Annotated in this window: 15 protein-coding genes; 13 read left to right on the top strand and 2 right to left on the bottom strand. The window is 71.4% G+C overall.

Annotated elements, in window-relative coordinates; genetic code table 11:
* Complete coding sequence (locus tag G545_RS0101310) at positions 1 to 429, top strand: type II toxin-antitoxin system RatA family toxin (RefSeq protein ID WP_027068812.1); 429 nt, start codon at positions 1 to 3, stop codon at positions 427 to 429.
* A complete protein-coding gene (locus G545_RS0101315) occupies positions 429 to 689 on the top strand; it encodes an RnfH family protein (protein WP_027068813.1) in 261 nt (86 codons plus the stop codon). The genes G545_RS0101310 and G545_RS0101315 overlap by 1 nt, the downstream gene beginning before the upstream one ends.
* A 31-nt stretch (positions 690 to 720) precedes the next feature.
* On the opposite strand, the gene G545_RS0101320 is transcribed toward G545_RS0101315, so the two are convergent.
* Entirely contained in the window at positions 721 to 1,101 is a 381-nt protein-coding gene (locus tag G545_RS0101320; RefSeq protein ID WP_027068814.1) for an outer membrane protein assembly factor BamE, read from the bottom strand.
* Between the two features lie 109 nt (positions 1,102 to 1,210).
* Between G545_RS0101320 and fur the strand changes: the two genes are divergently transcribed.
* Complete coding sequence (gene fur / locus G545_RS0101325) at positions 1,211 to 1,621, top strand: ferric iron uptake transcriptional regulator (RefSeq protein ID WP_027068815.1); 411 nt, start codon at positions 1,211 to 1,213, stop codon at positions 1,619 to 1,621.
* A gap of 21 nt (positions 1,622 to 1,642) precedes the next feature.
* On the opposite strand, the gene recN is transcribed toward fur, so the two are convergent.
* Positions 1,643 to 3,322, bottom strand: a complete 1,680-nt coding sequence (recN, locus tag G545_RS0101330; protein ID WP_027068816.1) for a DNA repair protein RecN — start codon at positions 3,320 to 3,322, stop codon at positions 1,643 to 1,645.
* A 217-nt stretch (positions 3,323 to 3,539) separates the two neighbouring features.
* Between recN and grpE the strand changes: the two genes are divergently transcribed.
* The 10 genes from grpE to recJ all read left to right on the top strand — a co-directional run bounded on the left by grpE (position 3,540) and on the right by recJ (position 17,298).
* A complete protein-coding gene (grpE, locus tag G545_RS0101335) occupies positions 3,540 to 4,067 on the top strand; it encodes a nucleotide exchange factor GrpE (RefSeq protein WP_036136431.1) in 528 nt (175 codons plus the stop codon).
* Positions 4,068 to 4,168: 101 nt separating this feature from the next.
* Entirely contained in the window at positions 4,169 to 6,091 is a 1,923-nt protein-coding gene (gene dnaK, locus G545_RS0101340) for a molecular chaperone DnaK (RefSeq protein WP_027068818.1), read from the top strand.
* Positions 6,092 to 6,209: 118 nt separating this feature from the next.
* Positions 6,210 to 7,337: a molecular chaperone DnaJ gene (gene dnaJ, locus G545_RS0101345; RefSeq protein WP_027068819.1), complete on the top strand. Its 1,128-nt coding sequence runs from the start codon at positions 6,210 to 6,212 to the stop codon at positions 7,335 to 7,337.
* An 88-nt stretch (positions 7,338 to 7,425) separates the two neighbouring features.
* On the top strand, positions 7,426 to 8,709 hold the full coding sequence (locus tag G545_RS0101350; RefSeq protein WP_280513372.1) for a cytochrome-c peroxidase: 1,284 nt from the start codon (positions 7,426 to 7,428) through the stop codon (positions 8,707 to 8,709).
* Between the two features lie 58 nt (positions 8,710 to 8,767).
* On the top strand, positions 8,768 to 9,487 hold the full coding sequence (gene dapB / locus G545_RS0101355) for a 4-hydroxy-tetrahydrodipicolinate reductase (RefSeq protein WP_027068821.1): 720 nt from the start codon (positions 8,768 to 8,770) through the stop codon (positions 9,485 to 9,487).
* A gap of 178 nt (positions 9,488 to 9,665) precedes the next feature.
* Positions 9,666 to 10,787 (top strand): glutamine-hydrolyzing carbamoyl-phosphate synthase small subunit, encoded by a 1,122-nt coding sequence (carA, locus tag G545_RS0101360; RefSeq protein ID WP_027068822.1) that lies wholly within the window; start codon positions 9,666 to 9,668, stop codon positions 10,785 to 10,787.
* A gap of 1 nt (position 10,788) precedes the next feature.
* Positions 10,789 to 14,034, top strand: a complete 3,246-nt coding sequence (gene carB / locus G545_RS0101365) for a carbamoyl-phosphate synthase large subunit (RefSeq protein WP_027068823.1) — start codon at positions 10,789 to 10,791, stop codon at positions 14,032 to 14,034.
* A 115-nt stretch (positions 14,035 to 14,149) separates the two neighbouring features.
* Positions 14,150 to 14,626, top strand: a complete 477-nt coding sequence (greA, locus tag G545_RS0101370; protein ID WP_027068824.1) for a transcription elongation factor GreA — start codon at positions 14,150 to 14,152, stop codon at positions 14,624 to 14,626.
* 3 nt (positions 14,627 to 14,629) lie between these two features.
* Positions 14,630 to 15,592, top strand: coding sequence for a hypothetical protein (locus G545_RS13150; protein WP_052347241.1), 963 nt, complete (start codon positions 14,630 to 14,632; stop codon positions 15,590 to 15,592).
* Positions 15,589 to 17,298, top strand: coding sequence for a single-stranded-DNA-specific exonuclease RecJ (recJ, locus tag G545_RS0101380; protein ID WP_027068825.1), 1,710 nt, complete (start codon positions 15,589 to 15,591; stop codon positions 17,296 to 17,298). The genes G545_RS13150 and recJ overlap by 4 nt, the downstream gene beginning before the upstream one ends.
* Positions 17,299 to 17,320 lie beyond the last annotated feature (22 nt).

The raw sequence follows: 17,320 nt of genomic DNA on the forward strand, positions 1-17,320 counted from the left end.
GTGCCAAGAATCAGCCGTTCCGCCCTGGTCGACCACTCCGTCGAGCGCATGTTCGCGCTCGTGAACGACATCCCCGCCTATCCGCGGCGGTTCCGCTGGTGCGAGGGGGCGCGGGTGCTGGAGGAGGGCCCCGACCGGATGGTCGCCCGGCTGGACCTCGGCCTGGGCGGCCTGCGGACCTGGTTCACCACGGAGAACGTCCTCACCCCGCCGCGCAGCATCGACATGCGCCTGGTGGACGGGCCCTTCCGGCGCCTGTCCGGGCTCTGGGAGTTCCATCCCCTGGACGAGTCGGCCTGCCGGGTCACGCTGACGCTGGACTTCGAGCCGACGGTCCGGATGCTCGCGCCTGCGCTCGCGGTCGGCTTCCAGGGCCTGGCGGACCGGATGGTGGACGACTTCGTGCGGGTTGCCGACAGGGGCGAGTGATGCGCGTCGAGGTGGTGCGCGCATGGCCACGGCGGCACGAGCTGCGCGTCGTGGAGCTTGCCGCGGGCGCGACGGTGGCCGACGCGGTGCGCGCCGCGGGATTCCAGGACGACGCGGAAAGCGTCGGGGCCGCGGTATTCGGGGTCGCGGCCACGCCGGACACCGCGTTGCAGGACGGGGACCGCGTGGAGCTGCTGCGGCCGCTGCTGGTCGACCCCAAGGAGGCCCGGCGGCGCCGGGCCAGCGGGCGCATGCGCTGAGGTGGCGCGCCGGAGGGTTCCGGCGCGCGGGTTACTTGCGGTCGCGGGCGAGGTTCGGGCCGAACTGCTTGCGCGCCTTCTCGGCGATCTCCGCGTCCTGCTCCGGGAACCAGTCCCCCTCCCAGCGGGCGAGCTCGTCGCCCTCGAACCACAGGGTCAGGTTGCGGATCTCGGTCCGCCCGAGCCGGTCGAGGCGCTGCGTGGAGGTGTAGTCCCAGCGATCGGCGTTGAAGGGGTCCTGGATGGACGGGGTGCCCAGCAGCACCAGCACCTGCTGCTTGTGCATGCCTTCCTGCAGTTGCTGGATGTTGCTTTCCTCGAGCAGGTTGCCCTGGTAGATGGGCTGGCGGTAGACGATGCCGCAGCCGGCCAGGAAAACGACGGCGGAGGCGGCGATCAGCAGGGTGCGCACGGGGTGCTTGGGCATTCGGGAAGACCGGTTTCGGGCAGGCGGGAAACCCGGCCAATGATACACTCACGGCACCCGGACCGCCGCCCGCCAGCCAGCCACAGGAGCGACGATGCCCACCGAGGAACTCCGCAATGCCGGCCTGAAGGTCACCCAGCCGCGCCTGCGCATCCTTCAGCTGCTCGAACACGCCAAGCCAAGGCACGTCACCGCCGAGGACATCTACCGCCTGTTGCTGGAGCAGGGCGAGGACATCGGCCTGGCAACGGTCTACCGGGTGCTGACCCAGTTCGAGGCCGCGGGCCTGGTGCTCAAGCACAACTTCGAGGCCGGCCAGTCCGTCTACGAACTCGACCGCGGCGCCCACCACGACCACATGGTGGACGTGGACACGGGCAAGATCATCGAGTTCGAGAGCGAGGAGATCGAGCGCCTCCAGCACGTCATCGCGGCCGAACACGGCTACGAAATCCAGGACCACTCACTGGTCCTCTACGTCCGCAAGAAGAAGGACCAGGGGTAGGGCGGACCGCCCGCGGGCCCCTCAGGCGTCCACGTCCGCCAGCAGGCGCTTCGCCGCGGCCAGCGCCTCCTCGGTAAGTTCCGCGCCTCCCACCATCCGCGCCAGCTCCTCGGCGCGCTGCGCGTCGTCCAGCTGCTGTACCTGGCTGCGGGTGATCCCGTCACGGGCGGCCTTGCTCACCCGGTAATGGCCGTGCCCCTGCGCGGCGACCTGCGCCAGGTGCGTGACGCACAGCACCTGGCGGTTGCCGGCGAGCGCGCGCAGGCGGCGCCCGACGATGTCGGCCACCGCGCCGCCGATGCCCGAGTCGACCTCGTCGAACACCATCGTCGGCACCGAATCCAGCCCCTGCGCGGCGACCTCGATCGCCAGCGAGACCCGGGACAGCTCGCCGCCGGAGGCGACCTTGCGCAACGGGCGCGCGGGCTGCCCCGGATTGGCGGCGACCAGGAACTCGACCCGTTCGGTGCCCTGCGGGTCGGGGCGGTCCCCTTCCTGTTCCTCCACCTGGACCTCGAACCGGCCACCCTCCATGCCCAGTTCGCCGATCAGTGCACTGGCCGCCCGCGACAGCTCGGACGCGGCCTTGCGGCGCTTGCGCCCCAGGACCTCCGCGGCCTCGCGCCAGACAGTGCGCGCGGACTCGATCTCCTGGTCCAGCACGCGGAGGCGCTCGTCGGCGCCCCGCAGGGCCTCAAGCTCGGCGGCGAGTGACGCCTGCTGTTCGTGCAGGGCGTCGGGCGATACCCGGTGCTTGCGGGCCAGCTCGTGAACCCGGGACAGGCGCTCCTCCAGCTCCCGCAGCCGCTCGGGATCCAGCTCGAGGTCGCTGCCGATGCGCTCCAGCAGCCCGGCGGCCTCGTCGAGCTGGATTGCCGCGGCGTCCAGCATCGAGGCCACTTCACCGAGGCGCGGTTCGTGGTCGCTGACCTTATGCAGCATGGACCGGACCTGGTGGATGCCGTCGCTGAGCGCCGCCCCGTCGCGGTCGGTCAGCTCCGCCAGCGCCGCCTGGCAGGCCGCGGCGAGGTCGCCGGCGTGCGCCTGCCGGGTGTGGTCGGCCAGCAGTCGCGCGATCGAGTCCGCGGCGAGGTCCTCGGCTTCCAGTTCATCGTACTGGTGTTGCAGCCACTCGATCCGCTCACTGACATCGCCGCGTTCGAGCAGCGCCTGCCGCTCGTCCAGCAGCGCGCTCCAGCGCCGCGCGGCCTGGCCGACCTCCGCCAGCTCCGGGCCGGTGCGGCCGAACGCGTCCACCAGCGCCAGCTGGCTGGGCCGCGACAGCAGCGCCTGCTGGTCATGCTGGCCATGGATCTCGACCAGCAGCGCCGCCAGGCTGGACAACTGCGCGAGCGTGGCGGGGCGCCCGTTGATCCAGGCCCGCGACCCGCCGTCGGCGTGGATCACCCGCCGCAGCAGGCAGGTGCCGGGGGCATCGGGATTGTCCAGCTCCTGCGCCGACAGCCATTCCGCGGCAGCGGGTGCGTCGTGCAGGTCGAATTCCCCGTGCAGTTCCGCGCGCGCGGCCCCGTGCCGGACCACGCTGCTGTCGGCGCGCTGCCCGGAGAGCAGTGAGAGCGCGTCGACCAGCAGGGACTTGCCGGCGCCGGTCTCGCCGGAGACCACGGTCATCCCGGGCCCGAACGCCAGCTCGGCCCCGCTGACCACGGCGAACTGCTGGATGGAGAGGTGGGTGAGCATCGGCGCGCAAGTGTAGAGGGCGGCCGGCCCGGGTGTCAGCGCCCGGATGGCCGGGGGTGCCTTTTCCGGCCCGCCGCCGCGGCGGATTCCGGCCCCTCGCGCGCCAATCGGTTGGACATGACGGGTTGAAACCGCGCCGGCGGCCCCCATTGCGTTGCCGGACGCGGCCCGAGCGGCCCGGAATTCGATCACAGGTAGCCACATGACCACCGAACCGATGAAGGACGCGGCCGAGCAGGCCGCCGCCGAAAACGCCGAGCCCGGTACCCGGCAGGACGATGCCGTCGCGGCACTGGAGCAGGAGCTCGAAACCGCCCGCGAGGAAGGCGCCCGCCTGCGCGAGGAGTTCCTGCGCGAACGCGCGGACCTGGAGAACCAGCGCAAGCGCATGGCCCGCGAGCTGGAGACCGCGCGGCGCTTCGCCAACGAGCGCCTGCTGGGCGAGCTGCTGCCGGTGATCGACAGCCTGGAGGCGGCGCTGCAGTCGGGGCAGGGCGAGTCCGCCGGCGTGCGCGAGGGCGTCGAGCTGACGCTGCGCATGCTGCTCAAGGTCGCCGGCGACCACGGCCTGAGCGAGGTGAACCCGGTCGACGCGCCGTTCGACCCGGAGCTCCACCAGGCCATGAGCACCTCCGTCGATGCCGGCAAGCCCGCCGACCAGGTGGTGCAGGTCTACCAGAAGGGCTGGGTACTGAACGGGCGCCTGCTGCGCCCGGCGCTGGTGGTGGTCAACAAGCACGAGTGACGGGCCGGCGCTTGAAGTGACCGGCCACGTCCCCAGATAGCGGACATCGGCGGCCCGGGCGGCCGCCCCAAGCATCAGAAAGCTCCCGAGAGGAAACGAACATGGGCAAGATCATCGGTATCGACCTGGGCACGACCAACTCGTGCGTGGCGGTGATGGAGGGTGGCAACGCCCGTGTCATCGAGAACGCCGAGGGCGACCGCACCACCCCGTCGGTCGTGGCCTACACGAAGGACGGCGAGATCCTGGTCGGCGCGCCGGCCAAGCGCCAGGCCGTCACCAACCCGAAGAACACCTTCTACGCGGTCAAGCGCCTGATCGGGCGCAAGTTCTCCGACGCCGAGGTCCAGAAGGACATCGACCACGTCGGCTACTCGATCATCGAGCACGACAACGGCGATGCCTGGGTGCAGACCGCCGACGGCCGCAAGATGGCGCCGCAGCAGATCTCGGCCGAGGTGCTGGCCAAGATGAAGAAGACCGCCGAGGCCTACCTGGGCGAGACCGTCACCGAGGCGGTCATCACCGTCCCGGCCTACTTCAACGACAGCCAGCGACAGGCCACCAAGGACGCCGGCAAGATCGCCGGCCTGGACGTCAAGCGCATCATCAACGAGCCGACCGCGGCCGCGCTGGCCTACGGCATGGACAAGAAGGGCGGCGACCGCAAGGTGGCCGTGTACGACCTGGGTGGCGGTACCTTCGACGTGTCGATCATCGAGATCGCGTCGGTCGACGGCGAGATGCAGGTCGAGGTGCTGGCCACCAACGGCGACACCTTCCTGGGCGGCGAGGACTTCGACAACCGCGTCATCGGCTACCTGGTCGAGGAGTTCCAGAAGGACCAGGGCATCGACCTGCGCAAGGACCCGCTCGCCCTGCAGCGCCTGAAGGACGCCGCCGAGCGCGCCAAGATCGAGCTGTCCAGCGCGCAGCAGACCGAGGTCAACCTGCCGTACGTGACCGCCGACGCCAGCGGCCCGAAGCACCTCAACATCAAGCTGACCCGCGCCAAGCTGGAGTCGCTGGTGGAGGACCTGGTGCGCCGCTCGATCGACCCGTGCCGCACCGCGCTGGACGACGCCGGCCTGCGTGCCTCCGACATCGACGAGGTGATCCTGGTCGGTGGCCAGACCCGCATGCCCAAGGTGCAGCAGGCGGTCAGCGAGTTCTTCGGCAAGGAGCCGCGCAAGGACGTCAACCCGGACGAGGCGGTCGCCATCGGCGCCGCGATCCAGGGCGGCGTGCTGGCGGGCGACGTCAAGGACGTGCTGCTGCTCGACGTGACCCCGCTGAGCCTGGGCATCGAGACCCTGGGCGGCGTGTTCACCAAGATCATCGAGAAGAACACCACGGTGCCGACCAAGGCCTCGCAGGTGTTCTCGACCGCCGACGACAACCAGTCCGCGGTCACCGTGCACGTGCTGCAGGGCGAGCGCGAGCAGGCCCGCTTCAACAAGTCGCTGGCGCGCTTCGACCTGACCGGCATCGAGCCGGCGCCGCGCGGCATGCCGCAGATCGAGGTCTCCTTCGACATCGACGCCAACGGCATCGTCCACGTGACCGCCAAGGACAAGAAGACCGGCAAGGAGCAGAAGGTCGAGATCAAGGCCGGCTCGGGCCTGTCGGAGGAGGAGATCCAGAAGATGGTCGCCGACGCCGAGGCCAACCGCGAGGAGGACCAGAAGTTCCAGCAGCTGGTGCAGGCCCGCAACCAGGCCGACGGCCTGATCCACGCCGCGCGCAGCACCATCAAGGAGCAGGGCGAGAAGCTTCCGGCCGACGCCATCGGCAACGCCGAGGCGGCCATCTCCGAGCTGGAAACGGCCATGAAGGGCGACGACAAGGCCCAGATCGAGGCCAAGAGCACGGCGCTGGAGCAGGCGCTGCAGGCCCTCGCGGCCGCGGCCCAGCCGCAGCAGCCGGGCGCCGCCCCGGGTGGCGACGGCGGCACCGGGCAGGCGGCCGACGACGTGGTGGACGCCGAGTTCACCGAGGTCAAGGACGGCCAGGACAAGCAGTAGGGCCCGGTAGCCCGACCCCGCTGCGGATGCCCGGGAACCGGGGGCGAGGAGTCCCCGGTTCCTTCGTGTCCGGGGGCGGCATCCGGGCCGGCACCACACCAGACAGGCAAGGCATTCGATGGACAAGCGCGACTACTACGAGGTGCTGGGCGTTTCACGCAGCGCCGGGGCCGATGAACTCAAGAAGGCCTATCGCCGCTGCGCGATGAAGCACCACCCGGACCGCAACCCGGGCAACGCCGCCGCGGAAGCCGCGTTCAAGGAGTGCAAGGAAGCGTACGAGGTCCTCTCCGATCCCGAACGGCGCCGGATGTACGACCAGCACGGCCACGCCGCCTTCGAGCACGGCATGGGCGGCGGTGCCGGCGGGCCCGGCTTCGCCGACATGAACGACATCTTCGGCGACATCTTCGGGAACATCTTCGGCGGCGGCGCCGGGCCGCGCGGCCCCCGGCGCGGCGCCGACATCGGCTACGTGCTGGAGCTCAACCTCGAGGAGGCGGTGGGCGGCGTCACCCGCGAGATCGAGATCCCGACCCTGGACGAGTGCGACACCTGCGACGGCAGCGGCTCCGCGGACGGCAAGCTCGAGACCTGCGGCACCTGTGGCGGCCGCGGCCAGGTCCGGTTCCAGCGCGGCATCTTCTCCATGCAGCAGGGCTGCCCCCACTGCGGCGGGCGCGGCCAGGTGGTCAGCAGCCCGTGCGCCGACTGCCACGGCCAGGGGCGCGTGGAGCGCACCAAGCGGCTGGAGGTGAAGGTGCCGGCCGGCGTCGACAACGGCGACCGCATCCGCCTGGCGGGGGAGGGCGAGAGCGGTCCGGCCGGCGCGCCTGCCGGTGACCTCTACGTCGACGTCCGCGTGCGCGAGCACCCGATCTTCCAGCGCGATGGGGACGATCTGCATTGCGAGGTCCCGGTGCGGATCTCCCAGGCCGCGCTCGGCGACACCATCCGGGTGCCGACCCTGGGGGGCGAGGCCGAGCTTCGCATTCCCGCCGAGACCCAGTCGGGCAAGTTGTTCCGCCTGCGCGGCAAGGGCGTGCGCTCCGTGCGCAGCCGCAGCGAGGGCGACCTCTACTGCCGCGTGGTCGTGGAGACGCCGGTCAACCTGACGGCCGAGCAGCGCGAGCTGCTGGAGAAGTTCGAGGAGACCTTCGTCGGCGAGGGCGGGCGCCGGCACTCGCCGCGTTCCTCCACCTTCGTGGACGGGGTCAAGGGTTTCTGGGACCGGATGACGTCCTGACCGCGCGAATTTGACATCCCGCAGGTTTCAATCCGGGCCAGTGTGTTTTTCTGGACCCATCCCGGCATTGGACGAAGGAGTACCTGCGATGTCCCGACGCGCGCAACCCGCACCCGGCCCGGCGCGATCCACCAGGACCGCGCTGCTTGCCACCGCGCTCTGCCTCGGGCTCGCCGCCTGCGGTGCCGATCGCGGCGATGAAGCGGCGTCCGTGGGTGAGCCGGGCGAAACCGCGCACGCAGCGCCGTCGGCCCCGCCGTCCGCGGGCGTGGAAGGCGGAGACTCCGCGCGCGCCGCGATCGGCGCCGGCGCGACGAGCCAGGCGGCGGACGGGGTCGAGCCTGCCGCGGGGCGGGCAGTGACCGATGTCCCCGAGCAGCCGCTTGGTCCGCCGGTCGACGACCTGATGGCGCGGGCCCAGGCGATCTTCAAGCCGATTCCCGACCGTGCCCCCGACCCGGAGGGCAATCCGGTCACCCCGGCCAAGGTCGATCTCGGGCGACAGCTGTGGTTCGACGGCCGGCTGTCCTCCAGCGGCGTGATCAGCTGCAACAGCTGCCACAACATCGGCATGGGCGGCGTCGATGGCGTGCCCACCTCGATCGGGCACGGCTTCCAGAAGGGGCCGCGGAACGCGCCGACCGTGTTCAACTCGGTGTTCAACGTCGCCCAGTTCTGGGACGGCCGTGCCGCCGACCTGATGGAACAGGCCAAGGGCCCGATCGAGGCCGCGGTGGAAATGAATGCCCGCCCCGAGGAGGTGGTGGCGACGCTCTCCAGCATGCCCGGCTACGTCGAGCAGTTCGAGCGCGCCTTCCCCGGCGAGGCCGAGCCGCTGTCCTACGACAACATCGCCCGCGCGATCGAGGCCTTCGAGGTCACCCTGGTCACTCCCAACGCCCCGTTCGACGACTACCTGCGCGGCGACGGCGAGGCGCTGGACGAGAAGGAGCGCCGCGGCCTGGCCGCCTTCATGGATCGCGGCTGCATCGCCTGCCACAGCGGGGTGAACCTGGGCGGGACCGCCTACTTCCCGTTCGGGCTGGTTTCGCGCCCCGGCGCCGACCTGCTGCCCGAGGGCGACAAGGGCCGTTTCGAGGTGACCCGCACCGCCACCGACGAATACGTGTTCCGCGCCGCGCCGCTGCGCAACGTCGCCCTGACCGCGCCGTACTTCCACACCGGGCAGGTGTGGAGCCTGCACGAGGCCGTGGAGGTGATGGGAACCGCACAGCTCGGGACCGAGCTGACCGCAGGGGAGGTGGATGACATCGTCGCCTTCCTCGGCACCCTGACCGGCGACCAGCCGCGGATGGAGTACCCGGTCCTGCCGCTGCGCGGAGTCGATACGCCGCCGCCTTCGGGCTACTGACCGGCACCGCGCCCCGTCGCTGCTTGTCGGGACCGGGGCGGGCGCTTACCTTGCGGGCATGAACACGCCCGACCACGCACGCCTGCTCGTCCACGGTGCCACCGGCCGCATGGGCCGCGCGGTCCTGCGCCTGGCCGCCGACACGCCCGGACTGTCGGTGGTGGGGGCGGTGTCGGGCAGCCGCCCGCCGCAGCGGGTGGTCGACGGGGTGCCGCAGTTCAGCGCCAGCGAGATCGGCGGGGTGCCGGCCTTCGACGTCGCCATCGACTTCAGCCTCCCCGAGGGCTTCGATCGCGTGCTGGGCCTGTGCGTGGCACGTGGAGCGGCGCTGGTCTCCGGCACGACCGGACTTTCGGAAGGCCAGCAGCAGGCCATCGACGAGGCAGCGGGGAAGGTACCGGTGCTCGTCGCCGCCAATTTCAGCCTCGGCACCGCGGTGCTGTCGCAGCTGGTCGAGCGGGCGGCGCGGGCGCTGCACGGGTGGGACTGCGACATCGTCGAGACCCACCACGTGCACAAGAAGGATGCGCCGTCGGGCACCGCACTCGTGCTGGGCGAGAGCGCGGCACGCGGCGGGGCGCAGGCGCGCTATGCCTCCCTGCGCGCGGGGGATGTGGTCGGCGAGCACACCGTCCAGTTCACCGGCCTGGGCGAGCGGCTCGAGCTGGTCCACCGCGCGACCGACCGCGACGTCTTCGCCCGCGGGGCCCTGCATGCGGCCCGGCGCATCGCCGGCAGGCCACCGGGAAGGCTTCGCCTGGCCGACCTGCTGGGCTGAATCGCGGCCGTGCGGTGGCGGCCGGCGCTGGCTTCCGCGGCAGCTCGCCGCTAGAATTCCCGCTCGCCTGAGCCCCTGTTTCCCGGACCGGTCCACCGCGTCCGCGGCTTGCTGCAGCCCCCGGCAGGGCGGCGCTGCCGGACCGGGGCCGGCTTTTCCCGCATCCAAGGCGAATCCCGTGACCCAGCCCGCAATCCTCGCCCTCGAAGACGGCTCCATCTTCGAGGGCATTTCCGTAGGCGCGCCCGGCCTTTCCGTGGGCGAGGTGGTGTTCAACACCGCCATGACCGGTTACCAGGAGATCCTCACCGATCCTTCCTACGCCCGGCAGCTGGTCACGCTGACTTCCCCGCACGTCGGCAACACCGGCATCAACCCGGCCGACCATGAGTCCGATCGCATCCAGGCGGCCGGACTGATCGCCCGCGACGTGCCTTCGCGCCCGAGCAGCTGGCGCAGCACCCGGGACCTCCCGGACTGGCTGGCCGACAGCGGGACCGTGGCCATCGCCGGCATCGACACCCGCCGCCTGACCCGCCTGCTCGTGCGCAATGGCGCGCAGAACGGCGCGTTGATGGCCGGTGAGGTGGACCCTGCCAGGGCGGTCGAGACCGCCCGCAAGTTCCCGGGCCTGCAGGGCATGGACCTGGCGCGAGAGGTGGGCACCACACAGGCATACGAGTGGAACGAAGGGCTGCCGGACCTGGACGGGGGCGGCGTAGCCACCGGCGAGGGCCGCCACCACGTCGTGCTGTGGGACTTCGGGGTCAAGCGCAACATCCTGCGCCTGCTGGTGCAGGCCGGCTGCCGCGTCACCGTGGTGCCCCCGCGCACCAGCGTCGAGGAGGCGCTGGCGCATCGCCCCGACGGCGTGATGCTCGCCAATGGCCCGGGCGACCCGGCCGCCTGCGACTACGCGATCGCGGCCGCGCGCGAGTTGCTGGCGCGCAGGGTGCCCACCTTCGGCATCTGCCTGGGCCACCAGATCCTCGGACTCGCCGCGGGTGGGCGTACGGTCAAGATGAAGACCGGGCACCACGGCGCGAACCACCCGGTCCAGGAACTGGCCACCGGCAAGGTGATGATCACCAGCCAGAACCACGGCTTCGCGGTCGATGAGGGCAGCCTGCCCGGCAACGTCCGCCCGACCCATCGCTCGCTGTTCGACGGCAGCAACCAGGGCATCGAGTTCACCGATGCCCCGGCGTTCGGCTTCCAGGGACACCCCGAAGCCGGTCCGGGCCCGCAGGATGTCGCACCACTGTTCCGACGTTTCGTTGCGCTGATGGAGGCGCGTTGACATGCCCAGGCGCACCGACATCAAGACCGTCCTGATCATCGGCGCTGGCCCGATCGTCATCGGCCAGGCCTGCGAGTTCGACTACTCCGGCGCCCAGGCCTGCAAGGCCCTGCGCGAGGAGGGCTACCGGGTCGTGCTGGTCAACTCCAATCCGGCCACGATCATGACCGACCCGGAGATGGCCGACGCGGTCTACATCGAGCCGATCACCTGGCAGACGGTCGAGAAGATCATCGCCAAGGAAAAGCCCGACGCGCTGCTGCCGACGATGGGGGGGCAGACCGCGCTGAACTGCGCGCTGGACCTGGCCGACCACGGGGTGCTGGAGAAGCACGGCGTCGAGCTGATCGGCGCCTCGCGCGAGGCCATCCGGATGGCCGAGGACCGCGAGCTGTTCCGGGTGGCGATGGAGGAGATCGGCCTGGAGTGCCCGAAGGCCGCGGTGGCCAAGAGCTACGAGCAGGCGGTGGAGATCCAGGCCACGGTCGGCTTCCCGACCATCATCCGGCCCAGCTTCACCCTCGGCGGCAGCGGCGGCGGCATCGCCTACAACGTCGAGGAGTTCGAGGAGATCGTGAAGCGCGGGCTCGAGCTCTCGCCGACCAGCGAGGTGCTGATCGAGGAGTCCGTGCTGGGCTGGAAGGAGTTCGAGATGGAGGTGGTCCGCGACCGCGCGGACAACTGCATCATCGTGTGCTCGATCGAGAACTTCGATGCCATGGGCGTGCACACCGGTGACTCGATCACCGTCGCCCCCGCCCAGACCCTGACCGACCGGGAGTACCAGCGCCTGCGCGACGCCTCGCTCGCGGTGCTGCGCAAGATCGGCGTGGACACCGGCGGTTCCAACGTGCAGTTCGGCATCAACGCCGAGAACGGGCGCGTGGTGGTGATCGAGATGAACCCGCGCGTCTCGCGCTCCTCGGCGCTGGCCTCCAAGGCCACCGGCTTCCCGATCGCCAAGGTCGCGGCCAAGCTGGCCGTCGGCTACACGCTCGACGAGCTGCGCAATGAGATCACCGGCGGCGCCACCCCGGCCTCGTTCGAGCCGGCGATCGACTACGTGGTGACCAAGATCCCGCGCTTCGCCTTCGAGAAGTTCCCGCAGGCCGACGCGCGGCTGACCACCCAGATGAAGTCGGTGGGGGAGGTGATGGCGATGGGCCGCACCTTCGCCGAGTCGCTGCAGAAGGCCCTGCGCGGGCTGGAGACCGGCAAGGCCGGCCTGGACCCGACCGGGCTGGACCTGTCCGACCCCGCCGACCTGGCCACGCTGCGCCGCGAGCTCAGGGAGCCCGGCCCGGAGCGCATGTTCCACATCGGCGACGCCTTCCGCGCCGGGATGACCGTGGAGGAGGTGCACGCGCTGTCCTTCGTCGACCCGTGGTTCCTGGACCGGATCGCCGAGGTCATCGAAGCCGAACGCCAGCTCGGGGCCGACGGCCTGGCCGCGCTGGACCCGGCCCGGATGCGCCGGCTCAAGCGCATGGGCTTCTCCGATGCCACGCTGGCCCGGGTGACCGGCACCGACGAGGCGGCCGTGCGCGCCCTGCGCCACGCCTTCGGCGTGCGCCCGGTGTACAAGCGGGTGGACTCCTGCGCCGGCGAGTTCCCGACCACCACCGCCTACATGTACTCGACCTACGAGGACGAGTGCGAGGCCGAGCCCACCGATCGCGAGAAGATCATCGTGCTCGGCGGCGGGCCGAACCGGATCGGGCAGGGCATCGAGTTCGACTACTGCTGCGTGCACGCATCGCTGGCCCTGCGCGAGGACGGGTACGAGACCATCATGGTCAACTGCAACCCGGAGACCGTCTCCACCGACTACGACACCTCCGACCGCCTGTACTTCGAGCCGCTCACGCTTGAGGACGTGCTGGAGATCGTCGAGCTGGAGAAGCCGAAGGGCGTGATCGTGCAGTTCGGCGGGCAGACCCCGCTGAAGCTGGCACGCGACCTGGAGGCCGCCGGGGTGCCGATCATCGGCACCAGCCCGGACAGCATCGACCTGGCCGAGGACCGCGAGCGCTTCCAGCAGCTGGTCGACCGCTTGGGCCTGCTGCAGCCGCCGAACCGCATCGCCCGCCACGCCGACGAGGCGGTCACGCTGGCGCGCCAGATCGGCTACCCGCTGGTGGTGCGCCCGAGCTACGTGCTGGGCGGGCGGGCCATGGAGGTGGTGCACTCCGACGCCGACCTGGAGCGCTACATCCGCGACGCGGTGAAGGTGTCCGAGAAGTCGCCGGTGCTGCTGGACCGCTTCCTCGACAACGCGGTCGAGGTGGACGTCGACATCATCGCCGACGTCGAGGGCGACGTACTCATCGGCGGGGTGATGGAGCACATCGAGGAGGCCGGCGTGCATTCCGGTGATTCCTCCTGCTCGCTGCCGCCGTACTCGCTCAAGCCCGCCACGCAGGCGCGGCTGCGCGAGCAGGTCACTGCGCTGGCGCGCGCGCTCGACGTGGTCGGGCTGATGAACACCCAGTTCGCGGTGGTGGTCAACGCCGAGGGCGGGGACGACGACATCTTCCTGCTGGAGGTGAACCCGCGCGCCTCGCGCACGGTGCCCTTCGTGTCCAAGGCGACCGGGATGCCGCTGGCCAAGATCGCGGCGCGCTGCATGGCCGGCCGGACCCTGGCCGACCAGGGCGCCACGAAGGAGGTCATCCCGGACTACTACTCGGTCAAGGAGGCGATCTTCCCGTTCGCCAAGTTCCAGGGCGTGGACCCGATCCTCGGGCCGGAGATGCGCTCCACCGGCGAGGTGATGGGCGTGGGCACCAGCTTCGGCGCGGCGATGGCGCGCGCGCACGAGGCCGGCGGCATCAAGGCCGTGCCGGCGCGGGGCAGGGTGTTCGTCTCGGTGCGAGATCCGGACAAGGCGCGCGTGCTGGACGTCGCCGCCGAGCTGGTGCGGCGCGGCTACGGGCTGGTCGCCACGGGCGGGACCGCAGCCTATCTGCGCGAGAACGGGCTGGACTGCGCGAGCGTGAACAAGGTGGCCGAGGGCCGGCCGCACATCGTCGACCTGATCAAGAACGGCGAGGTCGCCTACATCATCAACACCACCGAAGGGCGCCAGGCGATCAGCGACTCGTTCTCGATCCGCCGCGAGGCGCTGCAGCAGCGGGTGACCTATTCGACGACCGTGGCCGGTGCACGGGCGCTGGTGCAGTCGCTGGACTACCGCGACGCGGGACCGGTCTGGTCGCTGCAGGAACTGCACGCCCGGCTCTCCTGAACGGGGGAGCGCTTGCGATTCCCGCCACGGCGGGCACAATCGTCGTTGCAGCAAGGAAACCAGGCGGGGCCCCAGGCGGGGCCCCGTTTTTCCTAGTCGAGACAGGACCGATCAGATGCAGTCACCGATCACCAACAAGGGCGCCCAGCGCCTGCGCGCGGAGCTGGAAGAGCTCAAGTCGGTCAAGCGGCCGGAAGTCATCGCCGCGATCGCTGAGGCGCGCGAGCACGGCGACCTGAAGGAAAACGCCGAGTACCACGCCGCCCGAGAGCAGCAGGGGTTCATCGAAGGGCGCATCAAGCAGCTCGAGTCCGAGCTGTCCAACGCCCAGGTCATCGACGTGACCAAGCTCGACGTCGGCGACAAGGTGGTCTTCGGGGCTACCGTGGACCTGGTTGACCTGGACACCGACGAGGAGAAGACCTGGCAGATCGTCGGCGACCTGGAAGCCGACATCAAGCTGGGGCTGATCGCGATTTCCTCGCCCGTGGCACGCGCACTGATCGGCAAGCACGCCGGGGACGAGGTGAGCATCGACGCACCCGGCGGCACCCGCGAGTACGAGATCGCCTCGGTCCGCTATATCGGCTGACCGATGGCGGGCGGCACCATCACGCTGCTGCTGCCGGCGCGCTCGCGCTTTGGAGGGCAGCGGCTCGGGGCGAGTTCCTCGCGCTGGTTCGCGCGGGGTGACCGCCGGCAGCCGGAAGGGGCGCTGCCCCGGCGGCTGTTCGAGGTCGAGGGCGGCGCCTGGCCGGTGGCCGCCGCCACCCGGCAGCGCGATGCCGGCGATGCCGGATCGCACGTGTGGCTGCGCGCCGACCCGGTCCATGTCCGCCCGGACATCAATGGCGTACGCCTGCTGTCCCACGGCGACGCGCTGCTGCTCGAACCGGCGGAGGCGGGTGAGTTCCTCGACGCCCTGCGCCCGCTGTTCTCCGACGGCGGCATGGAAATCGACGCCCCCGTGCCCACCCGGTGGTACGTGCGCCTGCCGGCGGGCACGCCGCTGCCGCCGATGGCGCCGGTCGAGGACGCCCTGGGCGAGGACCTGTTCGACAACCTTCCGGCGGGCCCCGAGGGCCGGCGCTGGCGCGCCCTGCTGACGGAGGCGCAGGTGGTCCTGCACAACCATCCCCACAACACCGCCCGTGCGGCGGCCGGGTTGGCACCGGTCAACTCGCTTTGGTTCTGGGGCGGTGGCTCGCTGCCGGAACGCGCCTCCCTCGACGCCGCGCGGGTGCTGAGCGACGACGACGGGCTGCGGGCGATGGCCTCGCTCGCCGGTGTCGCCGCCGAACCGCTGCCAGAGGCCTGGCCGGGCAGCGGGAGCGCGCTGGCCGACCTCCGCCACGCGCGCGACCTCGCCCCGCTCGAACGCGACTGGTTCGCGCCTGTCCTGTCCGCGCTGGAACATGGGCACGTGGGCCGGGTCCGGGTAGCCTTTGCCGACGGGCTGGAGCTGGACCTGCGGCGGCGCCATGCACTGCGGCTGTGGCGCAGGCCGATGCATTCCTTCATCGCCGGTCTGCCGGGCGATCCCGAAGGCACGGAATGAACGCCAGCGTGAAGTTGCGGCGCCGTCCGGCGGACACCGGCGGCGACTGGCCCGAGGCCATGCCCGCGCTGCTGCGCCGGATCTACCGGGCGCGGGGGGCGGCCAGCCTGTCCGAGGCGCGGCCGCGGCTGGCCCAGATGCTCCCGCCGACGCTGCTCGGCCTCGATGCCGCGGCGCGGCTGCTGGCGGACGCCATCGGGCAGGATCGCCACGTCCTCGTGGTTGGCGACTTCGACTGTGACGGCGCCACGGCCTGCGCCGCCGCCGTGCGCGGGCTGCGCATGCTCGGTGCGCGCCGCGTCTCCCACGCGGTGCCGAACCGCCAGGTCCACGGCTACGGCCTTTCCCCCACGCTGGTGGACGAGCTCGCCGGGCTGGAGCCGGACCTGCTGGTCACCGTCGACCACGGGATCGCCTGCCATGCCGGTGTCGCCGCGGCACGGGAACGGGGCTGGCAGGTGCTGGTGACCGACCACCACCTGCCCGGGCCGACGCTGCCCGCGGCGGACGTCATCGTGAACCCGAACCAGCCCGGCTGCAGTTTCCCCGGCAAGTCCCTGGCGGGGGTCGGTGTGATGTTCTACGTGCTGCTCGCGCTGCGCCGGCACCTGCGCGAGGCGGGGCGCCTGTCCGAGCCCGAACCAGACCTGGGCCAACTCCTGGACCTGGTGGCGGTGGGCACCGTCGCCGACCTGGTGCCGCTGGATGTGAACAACCGGGCGCTGGTCGCCGCCGGGCTGCGCCGGCTGCGCAGCGGCTCGGGCAACCCCGGCCTGGTGGCGCTGGCGGAGGCCGCCGGGCGCGAGCTGCACCGGCTCACCGCGGCCGACATCGGGTTCGCGATCGCCCCGCGCCTCAACGCGGCGGGGCGGCTGGAGGACATGGCGCTGGGCATCGAGTGCCTGCTGAGCGACGACCTCCGGCATGCGCGGGAGCTGGCCTCGGGGCTGGACCGCATCAACCGCGAGCGCCGCGCGATGCAGCAGGTCATGACCGACCAGGCCGAGGCGGCATTGTCCACCCTGCGGCTGGAGGGGCCACCGCCGGTCGCGGCCTGCTTCTTCGATGCGTCCTGGCACGCCGGCGTGGTCGGGCTGGTCGCCTCGAAGATGAAGGACCGCCTGCACCGGCCCGTCGTCGCCTTCGCCCCGGCCGCGCCGGGCGGCAACGAACTGCGCGGGTCGGCACGCTCGATCCCCGGCCTCCACATCCGCGACGTGCTGGCCACCGTGGACGCACGCAATCCGGGGCTGCTCGGGCGCTTCGGCGGCCATGCGATGGCGGCGGGGCTGTCGCTGCCCGGCACGCATCTGGAGGCCTTCCGCGACGCGTTCCGAGCCTGCGTCGAGGAACTGGTCGACCCGGCGATCCTGCAGGCCGAGCTGATGAGCGACGGCGAGCTGTCGTCCGACGAGCTCTGCCACGCCAGCGCGCTGGCGCTGCGCGACGGTGGGCCGTGGGGGCAGGGCTTCCCGGAGCCGCAGTTCGACGGGGAGTTCGAGGTGCTGGGGTGGCGCCAGGTCGGCGAGCGGCACGTGCGCCTGGAGCTCGCCGCGGGCAGGGCACGCGTGCCGGCGATCCACTTCGGAGGATGGGACGGGCGCGAGCCGCCGCCGCGGGTTCGCATCGCCTACCGGCTTGAGCCCGACGACTACCGCGGCGGCGAGGCGATCCAGCTGGTGGTCGTGCACCGCGAGCCCGCCTGAGCAGACCCCGCGGGCCACCCGC

Source organism: Lysobacter defluvii IMMIB APB-9 = DSM 18482, assembly GCF_000423325.1.
In the GTDB taxonomy this organism is placed as follows: domain Bacteria; phylum Pseudomonadota; class Gammaproteobacteria; order Xanthomonadales; family Xanthomonadaceae; genus Novilysobacter; species Novilysobacter defluvii.